Source organism: Gordonibacter sp. RACS_AR49, from assembly GCF_030418435.1.
In the GTDB taxonomy this organism is placed as follows: Bacteria; Actinomycetota; Coriobacteriia; order Coriobacteriales; family Eggerthellaceae; genus Gordonibacter; species Gordonibacter urolithinfaciens.
The window spans coordinates 90,878-107,984 of sequence record NZ_JAIUDM010000006.1 but is presented as its reverse complement, the minus strand read 5'-3'; the positions used below and the strand labels follow the sequence as shown (position 1 = coordinate 107,984).

16 protein-coding genes are annotated in these 17,107 nt (G+C 68.4%); 15 read left to right on the top strand and 1 reads right to left on the bottom strand.

The genetic code is table 11. The features are described 5' to 3' along the window. Window positions 1–83: 83 nt before the first annotated feature. Window positions 84–665, bottom strand: a complete 582-nt coding sequence (gene yihA, locus LB310_RS10970) for a ribosome biogenesis GTP-binding protein YihA/YsxC (protein WP_278806487.1) — start codon at window positions 663–665, stop codon at window positions 84–86. Window positions 666–942: 277 nt separating this feature from the next. Between yihA and LB310_RS10965 the strand changes: the two genes are divergently transcribed. From LB310_RS10965 to rhaD, 15 genes are all read left to right on the top strand, one after another. Next, a complete protein-coding gene (locus tag LB310_RS10965; RefSeq protein ID WP_278806488.1) occupies window positions 943–1,563 on the top strand; it encodes a YbaN family protein in 621 nt (206 codons plus the stop codon). 6 nt (window positions 1,564–1,569) lie between these two features. Next, entirely contained in the window at window positions 1,570–5,226 is a 3,657-nt protein-coding gene (gene cydC / locus LB310_RS10960; RefSeq protein WP_278806489.1) for a thiol reductant ABC exporter subunit CydC, read from the top strand. 248 nt (window positions 5,227–5,474) lie between these two features. Next, complete coding sequence (gene rpsB, locus LB310_RS10955) at window positions 5,475–6,284, top strand: 30S ribosomal protein S2 (protein WP_096228148.1); 810 nt, start codon at window positions 5,475–5,477, stop codon at window positions 6,282–6,284. Between the two features lie 138 nt (window positions 6,285–6,422). After that, entirely contained in the window at window positions 6,423–7,289 is an 867-nt protein-coding gene (gene tsf / locus LB310_RS10950; protein WP_123673614.1) for a translation elongation factor Ts, read from the top strand. 175 nt (window positions 7,290–7,464) lie between these two features. Next, window positions 7,465–8,754 carry a UDP-N-acetylglucosamine 1-carboxyvinyltransferase gene (murA, locus tag LB310_RS10945; protein WP_278806493.1) on the top strand — a complete coding sequence of 430 codons (1,290 nt, stop codon included), beginning with the start codon at window positions 7,465–7,467 and terminating at the stop codon, window positions 8,752–8,754. Window positions 8,755–8,766: 12 nt separating this feature from the next. Continuing rightward, window positions 8,767–10,263, top strand: coding sequence for an LCP family protein (locus LB310_RS10940; protein ID WP_278806495.1), 1,497 nt, complete (start codon window positions 8,767–8,769; stop codon window positions 10,261–10,263). Between the two features lie 232 nt (window positions 10,264–10,495). Then, the gene (locus LB310_RS10935) at window positions 10,496–10,732 is read left to right on the top strand and encodes a NifU family protein (RefSeq protein WP_015540363.1); all 237 of its coding nucleotides are present in this window, start codon (window positions 10,496–10,498) and stop codon (window positions 10,730–10,732) included. Window positions 10,733–10,750: 18 nt separating this feature from the next. Beyond that, the gene (locus LB310_RS10930) at window positions 10,751–11,041 is read left to right on the top strand and encodes a hypothetical protein (RefSeq protein WP_087191019.1); all 291 of its coding nucleotides are present in this window, start codon (window positions 10,751–10,753) and stop codon (window positions 11,039–11,041) included. Between the two features lie 151 nt (window positions 11,042–11,192). Beyond that, on the top strand, window positions 11,193–12,083 hold the full coding sequence (pdxS, locus tag LB310_RS10925; RefSeq protein WP_087191018.1) for a pyridoxal 5'-phosphate synthase lyase subunit PdxS: 891 nt from the start codon (window positions 11,193–11,195) through the stop codon (window positions 12,081–12,083). A gap of 7 nt (window positions 12,084–12,090) precedes the next feature. Further along, on the top strand, window positions 12,091–12,681 hold the full coding sequence (pdxT, locus tag LB310_RS10920; protein WP_096228151.1) for a pyridoxal 5'-phosphate synthase glutaminase subunit PdxT: 591 nt from the start codon (window positions 12,091–12,093) through the stop codon (window positions 12,679–12,681). Between the two features lie 73 nt (window positions 12,682–12,754). Further along, a complete protein-coding gene (locus tag LB310_RS10915) occupies window positions 12,755–12,973 on the top strand; it encodes a UDP-N-acetylmuramoylalanyl-D-glutamate--2,6-diaminopimelate ligase (RefSeq protein ID WP_087191016.1) in 219 nt (72 codons plus the stop codon). A 96-nt stretch (window positions 12,974–13,069) separates the two neighbouring features. Continuing rightward, window positions 13,070–13,909: a prolipoprotein diacylglyceryl transferase gene (gene lgt / locus LB310_RS10910; RefSeq protein ID WP_087191015.1), complete on the top strand. Its 840-nt coding sequence runs from the start codon at window positions 13,070–13,072 to the stop codon at window positions 13,907–13,909. 94 nt (window positions 13,910–14,003) lie between these two features. Further along, window positions 14,004–14,384, top strand: coding sequence for a desulfoferrodoxin family protein (locus LB310_RS10905; protein ID WP_087191057.1), 381 nt, complete (start codon window positions 14,004–14,006; stop codon window positions 14,382–14,384). A 179-nt stretch (window positions 14,385–14,563) separates the two neighbouring features. Beyond that, complete coding sequence (gene pyk, locus LB310_RS10900; protein WP_278806204.1) at window positions 14,564–16,021, top strand: pyruvate kinase; 1,458 nt, start codon at window positions 14,564–14,566, stop codon at window positions 16,019–16,021. 93 nt (window positions 16,022–16,114) lie between these two features. Continuing rightward, window positions 16,115–17,023, top strand: coding sequence for a rhamnulose-1-phosphate aldolase (rhaD, locus tag LB310_RS10895; protein ID WP_278806205.1), 909 nt, complete (start codon window positions 16,115–16,117; stop codon window positions 17,021–17,023). Window positions 17,024–17,107: the final 84 nt, after the last annotated feature.

Here is a 17,107-nt window from a genome sequence, read left to right as displayed (position 1 = left end):
AAGGAGGGGCGGCCGTTCAGTTGGCAGCCCCTCCTTGCGTTTGCGATCGGCGCGAGCGAACGCGCGCCGATCGTTGGCCGCGCCTACGCCACCGCATCCCTGATGATCTTCCGCAGCTCCTCGATGCCGTCGCCCTTCGCGGACGACGTTACCACCATAGAGGCGTCGTCGCCCAGCGCGAGCTGGCGCTTGAGGGCGGCCTTCTGCTTCATCTGCTGCTGGCGGGACAGCTTGTCGGCCTTCGTGAGCGCCACGACGAAGGGGAGGTCGGCCTCGCGCAGGAAGCGGATCATGTTCTCGTCCAGCTCGGACGCCTCGTGGCGGATGTCAACGAGGGCCACCACGAGCGCGAAGGAGCGGTCTTGGTTGAAGTAGCCCTCGATGAGCTCCGACCAGCGCGCCTTCTCGGACTTCGACACCTTGGCGTAGCCGTATCCCGGCAGGTCCACGAACGTCACGCCGTCGCCGTCGAAGAAGTTGATGGTGGCCGTCTTGCCGGGCGTCTGCGACACCTTCGCCAGGCCCTTGCGGTTGAACAGCTTGTTCAGCAACGACGACTTGCCCACGTTGGACCGCCCCGAGAACGCGACCTCAGGAGCCGCCGAAGGCGTAAGCTGCGCCGACGTGCCGAACGACCGTTCGAATCGCACGTTGTTGAAGTTCATGCTGCGCTCCTTCCCATCGGATGCGAGCGTCGGCGGGAAGCGGCTCGCCCGTCCATGGTAGCGCAGCGTTGACGGGGAAACCGCGGGAACCGCGTCCCTGCCCGGTATTTCCATGCGTCCGCTGCGACCGCTCGACGGGTGGTGGCGAATGGGGCGCGTTTGGGAGGGGGCCGCGGCTTTCACTCAATAATTACCCATGGTTTACTTTTTATCGCGACTTCGCTATCATGCAAGTGAAATAAGTTAGCTATAGCAAACTATGAACGGAGTCAAGGAGATGGAAAACCAGATGCAGGAAGCCGAAGGGGAGCAGCGAGCACGCAGCGGCCGGAGGGCCGTGCACTACGCCTGGGCGGCGGCCGGGTTCGCCGCATTTGGGCTCGGCGCCCTCGGTGCTGTGCTGCCTGTTTTGCCGACGACGCCCTTTTTGCTGGTGGCCGCCTTCTGCTTTGCCCGCAGCTCCGAGCGCCTCAACGCCTGGTTCCGCTCCACGAAACTGTACCGCACGGTGCTTGAGGGCTACGTGGCCAAGCGCTCGATGACCGTGAAGGCCAAGGTCACGCTGCTTATACCCACCACGATCATGCTTTCCTTGTCGTTCGCGCTCATGGGCTCTATACCGGTCGGTCGCGTGGTGGTCGCCGTCATCTGGGTGGCCCACGTGGTGTACTTCGGCTTCGTGGTGAAGACCGAGCGTGCGGGTGCGGCCGATGTCAGCGGGGCAGGTTTAGGCGAGAGTGCCGTGCCGGTTGCTGCCGTCGAGGCTGTGGGTGTCGCGAGCGCTGCCGGCGCTGGCAGCGCCGTTTCGGAGCCCGTCCGCAAGTCCGCAGCTGCAAGCGAGGTCCTGCTCCACGCGCCGGTTGCCGCGCGCCTGCATGCCGATGGGGAAGGGGCCTAAACCGCCGTGTTCGACAAACGCCTGCTCGCCCTCGTCCCGTCGGCGCGGAAGTTTATCGCTGCCGACGTCGTGTTCCAGTGGATTGCCCTTCTTGCCAATATCGCCCTGTTCTTCATGATCGGCTCGTTTTTGCAGACGCTGCTCGCCGATGCGGTTACGGTGCAGGCGGCGGCGAACCTCGCCGTTTTCGCCGCGCTGGCCGTGGTCGTGCGCATGGTGTGCCAAACGCTCGCGCAGCGCATGGGCCTTGCCGCGAGCGAGGCCGCGAAGCGCGCTGTGCGCCAAGAGGTGTACGACAAACTCGTGCGCCTGGGGCCTGCCTATCGCGAGCGCATCGCCACGAGCGAAGCTGTGCAGATCAGCGTGGAGGGCACCGAGCAGCTGGAAAGCTACTTCGGCTCGTACCTACCGCAGCTGTTCTACGCGGTGCTGGCTCCGCTTACGCTGTTCGCCTGCTTGGCACCGGTCTCGTTGCCGCCGGCTGTGGCGCTCATTGTGTGTGCGCCGTTCATTCCCGCCTCCATTATGGCAGTGCAGAAATTCGCCAAGCGCACCATGCGCAACTACTGGGGCTCCTACACCGACCTTGGCGGCATGTTTCTCGAGAATATCCAAGGCTTGACCACGCTCAAGATTTACCGTGCCGACGAGCGGGCGCACGAGCAGATGAACGGCCAGGCCGAGGGCTTCCGCCGCCAGACCATGCGCCTTCTGCGCATGCAGCTCAACTCCATCACTATCATGGACCTGTTCGCGTTCGGTGGCGCCGCGGTGGGCATCTCCGTGGTGCTCGGGCAGTATGCGGCAGGCGCCGTGGCGTTCGGTGCCGCGTTCGCCATCGTGTTCTTGTCGGCCGAGTTCTTCCTGCCGCTGCGCACGCTGGGATCGTTTTTCCATACGGCCATGAACGGTATGGCTGCCGCCGAGAAGATGTTCACCATTTTGGACACACCGGAGGACCGCGACGGCACGCGTTCGGTGGACCCGGCGGGTGCGGATATTTCGTGCCGCGGCGTGGGCTACTCGTTCGACGGTGAGCGAACGGTGCTCCAAGACGTCGACTTCGAGGCTCCTGCCGGCAGCTTCATCGGCGTGGCGGGGGAGAGCGGATCGGGCAAGTCCACGCTCGCCGGCATTCTGACCGGGGCGAATGCCTCCTATAGTGGCACGGTTGAAGTGGGCGGGATCGACCTGCGCGACGTCTCGCGCGCCTCGTTGCGCGAGACGATCACGGCCGTGTCGTTCCAAAGCTACCTGTTCAAGGGAACGCTGCGCTCGAACCTCGCGCTGGCGAAACCTACGGCGACCGACGACGAGCTGTGGTGTGTGCTGTCTCGCTGTCGCCTCGATGGCTTTGCGCGCGAAGCCGGGGGCCTGGATGCCCCCGTGGCGGAGGCCGGCCGCAACCTGTCGGGCGGCCAGCGCCAGCGTCTGGCCATGGCCCGAGCGCTGCTGCACGACGCTCCGGTGTACCTGCTGGACGAGGCCACCTCGAACATCGATGCCGAAAGTGAGAGCGCTATCATCGAGCTTGTACACGAGCTGGCGCGCACGAAGACGGTCATCATGATCTCGCACCGTCTCGCAGCCCTGCGCAATGCCGATTGCATCTACGTGCTCGAGGATGGCCGCGTGGCTGAATCGGGCCCACATGATGTCCTTGTCGCAGCTTCAGGCGCCTACGCCCGCCTCTGGGAACAACAAGCCGAACTGGAAGCCTTCGCCCGCGGCGAAACGGGGGAACCCACCAAAACGGCACCCGCCGAAGTCGCTACCCCCTACCATTCCGCCGCCGAAGTCACCGTCGCCGAACACACCGCCGAAGCCCTCGCCTCCGAGCACGCCGTTGCCGAGCGCGTCGCCGTCGAAGCCTCCTGCGCCAATTCTACCCCCTATCATTCCGCCGCCGTTGACTCCGGGAGCATTTCTGACGAGTCGGCGGTTCCGGGAGGTCTCGCCGGGTCGTCCTCTTCCGCAGACTCCGCAAACGCCGCAGCCCCCGCTCCCCATCGCTCGCATCTCTCCGTCATGCTGCGCCTTGTGAAGCTCACGCGGCCGCTGTTGCCGGTTATGGCGCTTGCCGTGGTGCTGGGCGTTGTGGGCTTTGCGGCGGCTATCTTCCTCACCGTGTTCGCTGCCTATGCGCTCCTTGATCTCGCCGGATTGCCGCAGCCTATCGCTGCCGGGGTAGCCGCTGTGGCGCTCGGCGTGTGCGGTGTTGCGCGCGGTCCCCTGCGCTATGGCGAGCAGCTGTGCAACCACTACCTGGCCTTCCGCATCCTTGCACTCGTGCGCGACCGCGTGTTTGCGGCGCTGAGGCGCCTGGCGCCCGCCAAACTGGAGGGCCGTGACAAGGGCGACCTCGTGTCGCTCGTCACTTCCGACGTGGAGCTGTTGGAGGTGTTCTACGCTCACACCCTCTCCCCGGCGCTTATTGCGCTCATCGTGTCGGTAGGTATGACGGCGTTCGTCGGCTTCCAGTCGCCGGTACTTGGCGCGCTTGCGCTTGCCTCGTACGTGCTCGTGGGCGTGGCGGTGCCGCTCGTGTCTTCCAAGGCCAGCGGAAGTGCGGGGCGCGCTGTGCGCGACCGCATCGGCGACATGAACGCGTTTGTGCTCGACAGCTTGCGCGGCCTCGCCGAGACGCTGCAGTACGGTCGAGCGGCCGACCGCGCGCACGAGCTCTCGTCGCGCATGGTGAACCTGGCCGGCGTCGAGCGGCGCCTCAAAGGCCGCACAGCGCTGTTCATGGCGCTTGTCGGCGCCGTCGTGATTGTCTGCGATGTGGCGATGCTGCTCGTTTCTGCCGCGCTTGTGATGCAGGGAGATATCGGCGTGGGCGCCGCCGTGTTGGCCACCACGGCGCTCATGTCATCGTTCGGCCCGGTTATCGCCGTGGCGAACCTAGGTTCCACCCTGCAGCAGACCCTGGCATCGGGCGCACGCGTGCTCGACCTTCTGGACGAGCGCCCGCAGACCGAGGAGGTGGCCGACGGGGTGGATCTGGACGGCTTCGAGGGCGCGGCCGCACGGCGCGTAGACTTCTCCTACGGTGGCGCGCGCGTGCTCGAGCAGGTGGATGTGCGCATCGAGCCGGGCGAGATCGTGCGCGTGGCGGGCCGCAGCGGCGCGGGCAAGTCCACGCTGCTCAAGTTGTTCATGCGCTTCTGGGATGCCGAAAAGGGCGTCGTGGAGGTGTCGGGCCGCGACGTGCGCCGCGTCAACACCGCCAGCCTGCGCGAGGTGGAAGGGTTCATGACGCAGGACACGCACCTGTTCGAGGGCACCATCCGCGACAACCTCGTGCTCGCGCGCCCCGATGCCGCCGAGGCCGAGCTTGCCGACGCCGTGCGCAAGGCATCGCTCGCGGATCTGGTGGAGCGCCTGCCGCAGGGCCTCGACACGCCGGTGGGGGAGCTTGGCGACACGCTCTCGGGCGGCGAGCGCCAGCGCATCGGGCTTGCCCGCGTCTTTTTACACGACGCCCCACTCGTGCTACTCGACGAGCCCACGAGCAACCTCGACAGCCTGAACGAGGCCGCCGTGCTGCGCGCGCTCGCCGAGAACCGCGACGGCAAGACCGTGCTCATCGTCAGCCATCGCGCCTCAGCGGCCGCCATAGCCGACCGCACGTTCTCCGTCGAGCACGGCCGCGTGTCGTAGGCGTCACCTGGCTGGCCGAGCGCTCCGCCAGCTGCTCGCCCCCGCTGTCTCGGAGGAGGAGGGGTCGGCCGTCATGCAGTTTTTTTGCAACACCGTGAACGGAGGGTTGCAATCAGAAGGCGCTGTGGTAAACTTTCAAAGTTTCTAATTACGCATGCTCGTGCGACCCGCTCCGCCAGTGGCCAACCGGAAAAGGCTGCGGAGGCAGGGGATGACCTCGGGCAGAGGACTAACGAATGGAGAGAGCAATGACGAAAGTCAGCATTCAGACGCTGCTCGATGCGGGCAGCCACTTCGGCCATCAGACGCGCCGTTGGAACCCCAAGATGAAGCCCTACATCTTCGGCAGCCGCGGCGACATCTACATCATCGACCTCAAGCAGACGCTCTACGGCCTGGACGCGGCCTACACGTTCGTGTCCGAGATCGCCCGCAAGGGCGGCACCGTGCTGTTCGTGGGCACGAAGAAGCAGGCCCAGGAGGCCGTGGCCGACGCTGCCAACAAGTGCGGCATGCCCTACGTGAACGCCCGCTGGCTCGGCGGCATGCTCACGAACTTCGTTACCATCCGCTCCCGCGTGACCCGCATGGAGGAGCTGGAAGCCATGGAGGCCGACGGCCGTATGGCGGTGCTGCCGAAGAAGGAGCAGATCCTGCTGCGCAAGGAGCTCGGCAAGCTGCAGACGAACCTCAACGGCATCCGCAACATGAAGCGCGTGCCCGACGCCATCTTCGTCATCGACACGAACCGCGAGGCCATCGCCATCCATGAGGCCCGCCGCCTGGACATTCCCGTCGTGGGCACGCTCGACACGAACTGCGACCCGGACGACGTCGATTTCGGCATCCCGGCCAACGACGACGCCATCCGCTCCGTGCGCCTGCTCGCCGACTTCGTGGCCGACGCCGTGATCGCCGGCGTGGGCGTGCCGGTGACGGCCGCCGAGATCGCTCCGGCCGACGCCGAGGCCGCCCCTGCCGCCGAGGCCCCGGCTGCCGTGGAGGCCGCCCCTGCCGAGGCTGCCCCCGAGGCTGCGGCCGCCCCTGCCGCCGAGTAGGCTGCGCGCGGCGAACCCGCCCCGCTACTGCGGGAGCGGGCTTTATGAGAGAAGAGTCGAGCCCTCCCCGCCTATGCGGCCCGAGGGCGCTTCCACCCCGGCACCGCGCATGCGGCGCCGTAGAGAGAAAGGAACAACGTGGCTGAGATCACCGCTTCCCTGGTCAAGGAGCTCCGCGAGATGACCGGCGCCGGCATGATGGAGTGCAAGAAGGCGCTCGTCGAGGCCGAAGCCGACCTGGAAAAGGCCGTCGACGTCCTGCGCACCCGCGGCCTGGCCGCCGTTGCCAAGAAGGCCGGCCGCGCCACCAACGAGGGCACGGTCATGGCCATCGTCTCCGACGACGCCACGACGGGCGCCGTCGTGGAGCTCAACTGCGAGACCGACTTCGTGGGCATGAACGACAAGTTCAAGGCCTACGCCGAGAAGATCGCCAAGGCCGCCCTGGCCGCCAAGCCCGCCGACCTGGAGGCCCTCAAGGCCGCCGACGCCGAGGGCGAGACGGTGGAGGCCGTGGTGACCGACGCCATCCACACGCTGGGCGAGAACATCCAGCTGTCCCGCTTCGCGCTCGTCGAGGGCGGCGCCGTGTCGTCCTACATCCACGGCGGCGGCAAGATCGGCGTGCTCGTGCAGTTCGACGTGGAGGGCATCGACCCCGCGTCCGACGGTTTCAAGGCCTACGGCCGCGACATCGCCATGCAGGTGGCCGCCGCGTCCCCGGTCGCCGCGAACCGCGATGCCGTCGACCCGGCCATCGTCGAGCACGAGAAGGCCATCTACATGGCCCAGGCCGCCGAGTCCGGCAAGCCCGAGGCTATCCAGGAGAAGATGGCCACCGGCCGCCTGGAGAAGTTCTTCAAGGAGAGCACCCTCACCGAGCAGGCCTTCGTGAAGAACCCGGATCAGAGCGTGTCCGAGTACACCGACGAGGTGGCCAAGAGCCTCGGCGGCACGATCGGCATCGTCGACTTCAAGCGTTTCGTGCTGGGCGAAGAGGCGTAAGGCCCCGCATCGACCGCGGCCCATCTGCTCTTCTGCTTTCGCTGTGAAGGCCCGCTTCGTGCGGGCCTTCGCTTTCTATAATGGCAGGGTGCTGCAAACGGCGCCGGGGCAACGGCGCGTGGACGATAGACGAGCGATGCCCGGCCGCCTTCGAGCCGGGTGCGAAGGACAATCCATGGCTGAAGAAATCATCATCGTGCAGGGCACGGGCGTGCTGACCGGCGAGGTTCCCGTGTCGGGCGCAAAGAACTCGGCGCTCAAGCTCATGGCCGCCGCCTTGCTGGGAGGTGGAACCACCGCCATCCACAACGTGCCGCTCATCTCGGACATCGCCATCATGTCCGAGGTGCTGCGATGCCTGAACGCGCGCGTTGAGCGCGAGGGCCACACGCTCGTGGTGGACACCGGCTCCGTGGACAAGTGGGAGACCCCCTACGAGCTGGTGTCGAAGATGCGCGCGAGCATCGCCGTGCTGGGCCCGCTCATCGGGCGGTTCGGCCAGGCGCGCGTCGCCATGCCGGGCGGCTGCCAGATCGGCGCCCGCAAGATCGACATGCACCTCGTGGGGCTGGAGGCGCTGGGCGTGGAATTCGTGGTGGACCACGGCTTCCTGGAGGCCACCACGCCGCACGGTCTGACCGGCGCGCACGTCGTGCTGGACTTCCCCAGCGTGGGCGCCACGGAGAACCTGCTCATGGCCGCCGTGGCAGCCGAGGGCACCACCACCGTGGAGAACGCGGCGCGCGAACCGGAGATCGTCGACCTGGCGAACATGCTGAACGCCATGGGGGCGCGCGTGTCCGGCGGCGGCTCGTCGCTCATCGAGGTGGAGGGCGTGCCCGTCGAGAGCCTGCATCCCTGCGAGCACACCACGGTGGGCGACCGCATAGAGGCCGGCACGTTCCTCACCGGCGGCGCGCTCATGGGCGGCCCGGTGACGGTGCGCGGCATCGACCCGTCGTACCTGCGCATGGCGCTCATGAAGCTGGAGGCCATGGGCTGCGACGTGCAGGCCGGCGCCGACTGGATCACCGTGCGGCGCGAGGGGCCGCTCGCGCCCATCGATTTGCAGACGCTGCCGCACCCCGGCTTCCCAACCGACCTGCAGGCGCAGTTCATGCTGCTGGCGGCCCGCGCCGAGGGGACGTCCGTCATCACGGAGAACGTGTTCGAGAACCGCTTCATGTTCGCCAGCGAGCTCATGCGCATGGGTGCCGACATCGCCATCGAGGACCATCATGCCCTCGTGCGCGGCGTGGATGGGCTGCAGGGTGCCGACGTGTCCTCCACCGACCTGCGTGCCGGCGCGGCGCTCGTGCTGGCGGGCGTCTCGGCCGAGGGGGAGACGCGCGTGCACGACATCCGGCATATCGACCGCGGCTACGAGGACTACGTGGGCAAGCTGGGCCTGCTCGGCGCCGACATCGAGCGCGTGACGATAGACGACGCGCTGCCGGCGTGCTAGCGGGGCCGTTGCATGGCTAGGCGCAAGAAGGGCTTCACCGCAGCCCAATCGAAGCTCACGTCGCACCGTATGAGGTCGGCGATGCTCGGCACGCACGTGCCGCGGCGCATCCGCCCGGCATCGGCCCGCATGAACGCCGATGCTGTGGGATTCTCCAGCACGCGCAAGAAAAAGCGCGCCGCGCGCGGCGTGGTGGATACCCTGTTGCCCTCCACGGCCACGCGCGAGACCTCGTCGGACTACAGCCGCCGCGTGGGGCGCCGCGACATCGCCCAGGAGCTGCAGCGCAAGGCGCGCGTCCGCCGCATCGCGGCCGCCGTCATCGCCGTCGCGGTGGTGGCCGTGGTCGCCGGCGGCGTGGGGCTGGCCACGTTCTTCGGCTCGGTAGATGGGAAGATGGGGCTGGGCGACTCCGACGTGAAGGCCGCCCTCACGGCGCCGAAAGAGGGCGCCTGGTACGCCCTGCTCGCGGCCGACCTGGGCGCCGCCACGGCCACGCAGGAGCAGGAGGGCCCCGACGCGCTCGTGCTCGCGCGCGTGGACGCTTCCTCCCGTGCGGTCACGCTCGTCTCGATTCCGGCGAACTTGCAGGTCACGCTCAAGGACGGCAAGGTCCATCCCCTGCGCGAGGCCGCGGTGCAGGGCGATGCGGCGCTCGTGTCAGCGGTGGCCGGTTTCGCGGGAGTGGACATCGCGCACTATGCGAAGACCGATGCGGCGGGCATCGCCTCCCTGGTGGATCATTTGGGGGGTATGGAGGTCGACGTGGCGCAGGAGGTGGACGACCCTGCGGCAGGCGACGTCTACCTGGCCCCCGGCGTGCAGACGCTCGACGGCAATGCGGCCGTCACGTTCCTGCGTGCGCGGAACTTCTCGAACGGGATCGACGATCAGGCGCGGAACCAGCGTGAGTTCCTGGCGTCCTTGGCCGCGCGCATGCTCGAGGACGGCGGCGCTTTGGCGTTCGCCACGCAGCTGGACGCTGTGGGCGGCTCGTTCCATACCGACGTTGCGGCTGTGGACGCCCTCAAGCTGGCTGGCGCGCTGGGCGGCATCGATGCCGCGAGCGTGCAGGGAGCGCTCGTGCCCGGTTACGAGGCCACACGCGACGGCGCGACCCGCTACGTGGCTTCGAGCGACGCGTGGGCGGGCATGATGGAGCTGGTTGACGCAGGTCAGCCGCCCGTTGTGGACGAGGGCGCGTATGCGCAGGTCGACCGCGGCAGCTTCAAGCTGGAAGTTCGCAACGGCGCGGGCATAACGGGCGGGGCGGCCCAGGTGGGAGAGATCCTGGCGGCCGACGGGTTCAACGTGGCCGGCACGGGCAACGCCGACAGCTCCGAGTTCCCCGAGACGCTCGTGGTGTACGACGGCGAGGAGCACAAGGAGCAGGCCGAGGAAGTGGTGCGCGCTCTGGGCACAGGCCGGGCTATCGTGGGCGCGGGCTATTACGAGTACGAGACCGATGTGCTCGTGATCATCGGCAGGGACTGGAAGCCCGTGGCGTAGGCGGGACGCGATGCGGCTGGCTCCGGTGCCTGTGACTTGCTCCCAGCGACGGCCCTGCCGCCTTTCGGGCCGCTCGATGCGCCCCTCCCGCATGTCCTGCAGCCACCCGCCTCGGAACGCGGCCGGCCGGTCGGTGTCGCCCGCGTGCATTTACGGCACCGAGCGCGTCGCACCCGCCGCGCTATGGTAGAATCGGCACCCGAGAAACATCATTTCGACGAAGGAGCTTTTCATGGTAGACAAGAACGACGTGGCGGCGGTGCTCGAGCTCATCCGCCCCAGCCTGCAGGCCGACGGCGGCGACGTGAGGTTCGTCGATGTGGACGAGGACGGCGTGGTGTCGGTGGAGCTGCAGGGTGCCTGCAAGGGCTGCCCCATGTCCGAGATGACGCTGGCGAACGGCGTGGAGCGCATCCTGAAGGAGCGCGTGCCCGGCGTGACGAAGGTCGTCGCCGTCCACGAAGGCTAGAACGGAGGGACCGGGGCCATGGCGAACTGTTGGGAGCGGCGCGGGTGCGACGAGGAGATGATGTCGCGCTGCCCGCACAACACGCCCGGCGAGCCGTGCCCGGCCGACTGCCACTACGCCGCCTGCGACCGGCCGACGCACGTGGTGGCGACCGACTTCGCGGTGCTGCTCAACCCCGAGCGGTACTACGATGCGGCCGTGAAGGAGGTGTGCCGCTTCTGCGAGCACTTCCTGGAGCACGGCCCGGACATCGCCGACGCGCCCGAGGACGGGCCGCGCGCCGGCAACCCGAACCGCTTCCTGCTGTAAGGCGGGCCGCGGCTGCCGCTTGCACGGCGGGACGCCGTTCCCGCTCTCCGCATGCAGCGTTTGGGGTATCATGAGCAAGGCAGGAACGCGCGGCCGCCCGGGAGGGCGGCCGCGTTGCACGCAGGGGCCAACGATGGAAACAGGAGGAAGCATGACCGAGCAGGTGCAGGGCACGCTGAAGGTGAAGACCGGGTTCGCGGAGATGATGAAGGGCGGCGTCATCATGGACGTCGTGAACCCCGAGCAGGCGAAGATCGCCGAGGATGCGGGAGCGGTGGCCGTTATGGCCCTCGAGCGCGTCCCGGCCGACATCCGCGCCCACGGCGGCGTGGCTCGCATGAGCGACCCCACCATGATCGAGGGCATCGTGGAAGCCGTGTCCATCCCCGTCATGGCGAAGTGCCGCATCGGGCACTTCGTGGAAGCCCAGGTGCTGCAGAGCCTCGGCGTCGACTTCATCGACGAGAGCGAGGTGCTCACGCCGGCCGACGACGAGTACCATGTGAACAAGTGGGACTTCGACGTGCCGTTCGTGTGCGGCGCCCGCAACCTGGGCGAGGCCCTGCGCCGCATCGCCGAGGGCGCGGCCATGATCCGCACGAAGGGCGAGCCGGGCACGGGCAACGTGGTGGAGGCCGTGCGCCACATGCGCACCGTGACCACCGACATCGCCCGCATCAAGGGCCTGCGCGACGAGCAGCTGTTCACTGCCGCAAAGGACTTGCAGGCGCCCTACGAGCTGGTGAAGTGGGTGGCCGAGCACGGGTGCCTTCCCGTGGTGAACTTCTCCGCCGGCGGCATCGCCACGCCCGCCGACGCGGCGCTCATGATGCAGCTGGGCTGCGACGGCGTGTTCGTGGGCAGCGGCATCTTCAAGTCGGGCGACCCGGCCAAGCGCGCCCGCGCCATCGTGGAGGCCACGACGAACTACGACGACCCCGACACCATCGCGCGCGTCTCGCGCAACCTGGGCGAGGCCATGGTGGGCATCGAGATCTCGGACATCCCCGAGAACGAGCTCATGGCCGGACGCGGCTGGTAAGGCTCGCATGACGACGAAGCGCATCGGCGTCCTGGCTCTGCAGGGCGCCTTCCGCGAGCATCGGCGCATGCTCGAAGGGCTGGGGGCCGACACGCGCCTCGTGCGCTGGCCGGCCGAGCTGGACGGGCTGGACGGCCTCGTGATACCGGGGGGCGAGTCCACGGCCATCGCGAAGCTCCTGGCCATCCACGGCTTGTACGAGCCGCTGCGCGCCGCGCATGCGGCCGGCATGGCCGTGTTCGGCACGTGCGCCGGCGCCATCCTCATGGCGCGCGATATAGAAGGCGCGCGCCCCGACCAGGAGCCGCTCGCCCTCATGGACGTGCGCATCCGGCGCAACGCCTACGGCCGGCAGATCGACTCGTTCGAGACGGCGGTGCCGTTCGACGGGGTGGCGGGAGGCCCGGTGAAGGCCGTTTTCATCCGCGCACCCCGCTTCGCCGATTTGGGGCCGGGCGTGCAGGTGCTCGCCGCCGGCGACGACGGCGAGCCGCTTGCCGTGCGCGAAGGTCGCGCGCTGGCCGTGGCGTTCCACCCCGAGCTCACCGACGACGACCGCGTGCATGCCTATTTCCTCGAAAGCGTGGTCGGCGCGTGACGTTCGGCCTCGGGGAAGTCTGCTACAATGGGTTTCATTGGCGGACCCGGCAAGGCGAAGGAGCGTGAGGCGCATGAGTCAGACGATTACCTGCCCGGCGTGCGGCGCGTCCGATCTGGACGTGTGCTGCTACGACTCCATGATGGTCGTGCGCGCGGACCTCGCCATGTTCACGTTGCGCTGCCCCTCGTGCGGCGCCAAGGTGTCCAGCATGCAGACCATCCCCTCCCAGCTGCGCGAAGAGGTGCGGTTCGCCGCCATCGAGGTGGGCGCGGGCATGGGCCGCGAGTAACGTCACGCGCCCGGCTGCGCGTCGGGGCGGGCCCGCACGCGGCGGAACCTTCCGCCGGCGCCGCAGGGCCGGCGATCGGCAAGGCAAAGGAATCCTATGCTCAACGACCTTTACTGGAATCTCGACCCCGTCCTGTTCTCGGCGGGGCCGTTCACCGTGCGGTGGTACGGCATCGCTTACGTGGCGGGGTTCGTGTGCGCCGCCCTGCTCATCTGGCGGCTGGCCAAGCGCTGGCGCATTCGCGTGGACGCCGACGCGCTGCTCACCATCATGTTCTGCGTCATCATCGGCGTCGTGGCGGGCGGTAGGCTGGGATACGTGCTGTTCTACGGCAACGGCCTGGAGTTCTACCTGCAGAACCCCCTCGAGGTGCTCGCGTTCAACCATGGCGGCATGAGCTTCCACGGCGGGCTCGTGGGAGCGCTCCTCGCCGGCATAGCGGCCGCGAAGATGACGGGCATCCCGTACCTCACGTTGGCCGACCTGGGCTGCGTGGCGGCTCCCATCGGGCTCTTCTTCGGCCGCCTGGCGAACTTCGTGAACGGCGAGCTGTGGGGCGGCCCCACCGACCTGCCGTGGGGCGTCGTGTTCGGCGGGGCCGCGGGCTCCATGCCGCGCCACCCCTCCCAGCTCTACGAGGCGCTGCTGGAGGGCGTGCTCATCTTCGCCGTGCTGTTCCTGCTCTCGCGCAGGCTCCCGCCGCGTCCGCGCGGCACGTTCCTGGGCGTGTTCCTTATTATGTACGGTTGTTGTCGGTTCGCCATCGAATTCGTGCGCCAGCCCGATGTGCAGCTAGGATACCTGTGGGGCGGTTGGCTGACCATGGGCCAGCTTTTGTCCGTCCCGCTCGTGCTCGTGGGAATCGGCGTGCTCGTTTATGCGCTTCGGATGAAGAAGCCGCAACAGGGTCTTCCTGAATTGCCACAAGGCGAGTAACATATAAGGCGTGCCATCAAGGAACGAACCTGAAGCCCGGTCGGGCCCCGCGCAGGCGGTGGTTGCGGTCGGGAACGACCTCGAAGGGGGAACCATGGAACTCAAATTCTACCATTGCCGCCACTGCGGCAACATCGCCGTCAAGCCGTTCGACTCCGGCGTGCCGCTGGTATGCTGCGGCGAGCAGATGGAGGAGCTTGTCGCCAACACGACCGACGCCGCGCTCGAGAAGCACGTGCCCGACGTGAAGGTGGACGGCTCGAACGTCCACGTGCAGGTGGGCAGCACGCTGCATCCCATGACGCCGGAGCACTACATCACGTTCGTGTGCCTGCAGACGAAGAACGGCTACCAGTTCGTGCAGCTCACGCCCGAGGACGCTCCCGTGGCCGACTTCGCCGTGGCCGAGGGCGACGAGCCGGTGAAGGTGTACGAGTACTGCAACATCCACGGCCTGTGGGTGGCCGAGGTCTAGGCCCCGCTTCCCAAGCCGCACCGAGCGCCCGTCCCGCACCGCGCGGGGCGGGCGCTCGCGCTTTCCCTTTGTGAAACTCCGCTTCCGATTCGGCCGCCGCCCGGACGCGCGGCGGGGTTCGCGGTATCATGCAACGTGCAGGGCCCGGTCCGGGCACCGCACATGGCGGAAGGAGCAGCATGGCAAGGCGCACGAAGATCGTTTGCACGCTGGGTCCGTCGGTGGACGACGAGGCGTCGCTGCGCGCCCTGCTGGGGGCGGGCATGGACGTCGCGCGCTTCAACTTCTCGCACGGATCGCACGACGAGCACCGCGCGCGCATGGAGCGTTTGCGCAAGGTGCGCGGCGAGCTGGACTCGCCCTGCGCCATGCTGCTGGACACGCGCGGGCCGGAGATCCGCACCGGCCGCTTGGCGGGAGGCCGTCCGGTGGAGCTTGCGGCCGGCAGCCGGATCGTGCTCGTCGAGCGCGCGGTGGAGGGCACGCCCCAGCTGGTCTCGCAAAGCTGCCCGGGCCTGGCCGCGGCCGTGGGGGAGGGCACGTCCATCCTCGTGGACGACGGGCTTTTGGAGCTCGAGGTGGAGGGCGTGGACGGCACCGACATCCGCTGCATCGTGAGGAACGCGGGCACGCTCGGCGAGCGCAAGTCCGTGAACGTGCCGGGTGTGGCGCTTCCCCTGCCGGCGCTCACGGACCAGGACTGCGACGACCTGCTGTTCGGTATCGGGCAGGAGGTCGACTTCGTGGCCGCGTCGTTCGTGCGCGACGCCGACGGCGTGCGGGCGGTGCGCCGGTTCCTGGACGGGCACGGCGGCGAGGGCATCAGGATCGTCGCGAAGATAGAATGCTCCGAGGCCGTGGAGAACTTCGACGCCATTCTGGAGGCCGCCGACGGCGTCATGGTGGCGCGCGGCGACCTGGGCGTGGAAGTGCCCGCCTGGCGCGTGCCCCATATCCAGAAGAACATCATCCGCGCGTGCAACCGCGCATCGAAGCCCGTGATCACGGCCACCCAGATGCTGGAGTCCATGGTGCGCAACCCGCGCCCCACGCGCGCCGAGGTGGGCGACGTGGCCAACGCCGTGTACGACGGCACCGATGCCGTCATGCTGTCGGGCGAGACGGCGTCGGGATGCTACCCGGTGGAGGCCGTGCACATGATGGCGCAGGTGGCGGAGGCGAGCGAGCCGTACCTGCACGACGAGGCCGCGCCCGACCGCAGCCGCGAGCATGCGCGCGTGGCCTTGGCTGTGGGCATGGCGGCCGTGCAGGCCGCCGAGACGCTGGGAGCCTCGTGCATCGTGGCGCCCACGATGTCGGGGCGCACGGCGCGGCTCATGTCGAACCTGCGCCCGCGCGTGCCCATCTACGCGGTCACGCCGTTTCCGCGCGTCATGCGCCAGCAGCAGCTGAGCTGGGGCGTCACGCCCATGCTGGGCGACGTGCAGGGCGACATGCAGCATGTGGTGGAGAACGCGCGGGCCAAGGTGCTGGAGCGCGGCCTGGTGGCGCCCGGCGACATCGCCGTGTTCACGGCGGGCGACCGCGCCACGAGCCCGCTGGAGGACGTGGGCCGCGGGCGCACCGACGTGGCGGCCACGAATGCCATGTACGTGGTGCAGATCCGGGAGGACTAGGACGCGCGGGCGGCCCGGTTCGCGCCGAGGGCGCGGGCTGCGGGCGCGCCTGCAGACGAGGGCCGCCGCGGGCGGCCGGACAAGGAGCAGGACATGGGCTTTTTCGACAATGCGCAAGAAGTGATCGACCGCGGCGTCTCGGTGGCGAAGGGCGCCGTGTCGGGCGTGGCCGTGGAGCAGCAGGGCTTCGTGAAGGGCTTCGTGCGGCTGTGCAACGACGGCTGGGAGCAAGGCTGGCACGAGCGCAACGGCGGCAACGCGACGTACCGCCTCACGCCGGAGGACGTGGCGTCCTGTCGCTCGTTCTTCTACGACACGGCCAGCTCGTGGGTGCCGATGGGGCTTGCCGCGCCGGGCATGCGCCGCTCGTTCTTCCTGGTCACACGTGCCGGCGCGTTCATGCGCAACGTGGCGCTCGACCCGGACGCCACGCTCGGCATCGTGGAGCTGAACGACGAGGGCGACGCCTGGCGCATCGTGTGGGGCTTCAAGGAGGGCGGCATGCCCACGAGCGAGCTGGCCAGCCATGTGCTCATCCACGAGAAGCGCGCCGCCGCCACGGCGGGCGCGGCCCGGGTGCTCTACCATGCGCACCCGGTGAACGTGGTGGCCTTGTCGGCTGTGATGCCGCTCGACGCGCGCACGTTCACGCGCGCGCTCTGGAAGGCCATGACCGAGTGCGTGATCGCCTGCCCCGAGGGCCTGGGCGTCGTGGGGTGGATGGTGCCGGGCGGCGCGGACATAGCGCAGGCCACCGCCGAGCTCATGGGGCGCTATCCGGCCTGCGTGTGGGCGCAGCACGGCCTGTTCTGCTCGGGCGCGGACTTCGACGCCACGTTCGGCCTCATGCACACGGTGGAGAAGGCTGCCGCCGTGTACGCGCAGGCGCGCCTGCTCAACGGCGGCAGCGATGCCTTCCCGAACACGATCCCCGACGCCGGCCTGCGTGCCATTGCGGAAACGTACCACCTGCCGATCAACGGGGAGTTCCTGGAGGGGTAGGATTCCGCTGTGCGCGTTGCCTATTTTCCCTCGCATGAGCGTTCCGACTGTGCTATCATGCAAAGGCTTGTCTTCGCCTTGGTC

Coding starts and splice junctions, on each gene's coding strand:
- yihA (WP_278806487.1), bottom strand. CDS start 665: ATGAACTTCAACAACGTGCGATTCGAACGGTCGTTCGGCACGTCGGCG.
- LB310_RS10965 (WP_278806488.1), top strand. CDS start 943: ATGGAAAACCAGATGCAGGAAGCCGAAGGGGAGCAGCGAGCACGCAGC.
- rpsB (WP_096228148.1), top strand. CDS start 5,475: ATGACGAAAGTCAGCATTCAGACGCTGCTCGATGCGGGCAGCCACTTC.
- murA (WP_278806493.1), top strand. CDS start 7,465: ATGGCTGAAGAAATCATCATCGTGCAGGGCACGGGCGTGCTGACCGGC.
- LB310_RS10940 (WP_278806495.1), top strand. CDS start 8,767: ATGGCTAGGCGCAAGAAGGGCTTCACCGCAGCCCAATCGAAGCTCACG.
- LB310_RS10935 (WP_015540363.1), top strand. CDS start 10,496: ATGGTAGACAAGAACGACGTGGCGGCGGTGCTCGAGCTCATCCGCCCC.
- LB310_RS10930 (WP_087191019.1), top strand. CDS start 10,751: ATGGCGAACTGTTGGGAGCGGCGCGGGTGCGACGAGGAGATGATGTCG.
- pdxS (WP_087191018.1), top strand. CDS start 11,193: ATGACCGAGCAGGTGCAGGGCACGCTGAAGGTGAAGACCGGGTTCGCG.
- pdxT (WP_096228151.1), top strand. CDS start 12,091: ATGACGACGAAGCGCATCGGCGTCCTGGCTCTGCAGGGCGCCTTCCGC.
- LB310_RS10915 (WP_087191016.1), top strand. CDS start 12,755: ATGAGTCAGACGATTACCTGCCCGGCGTGCGGCGCGTCCGATCTGGAC.
- lgt (WP_087191015.1), top strand. CDS start 13,070: ATGCTCAACGACCTTTACTGGAATCTCGACCCCGTCCTGTTCTCGGCG.
- LB310_RS10905 (WP_087191057.1), top strand. CDS start 14,004: ATGGAACTCAAATTCTACCATTGCCGCCACTGCGGCAACATCGCCGTC.
- pyk (WP_278806204.1), top strand. CDS start 14,564: ATGGCAAGGCGCACGAAGATCGTTTGCACGCTGGGTCCGTCGGTGGAC.
- rhaD (WP_278806205.1), top strand. CDS start 16,115: ATGGGCTTTTTCGACAATGCGCAAGAAGTGATCGACCGCGGCGTCTCG.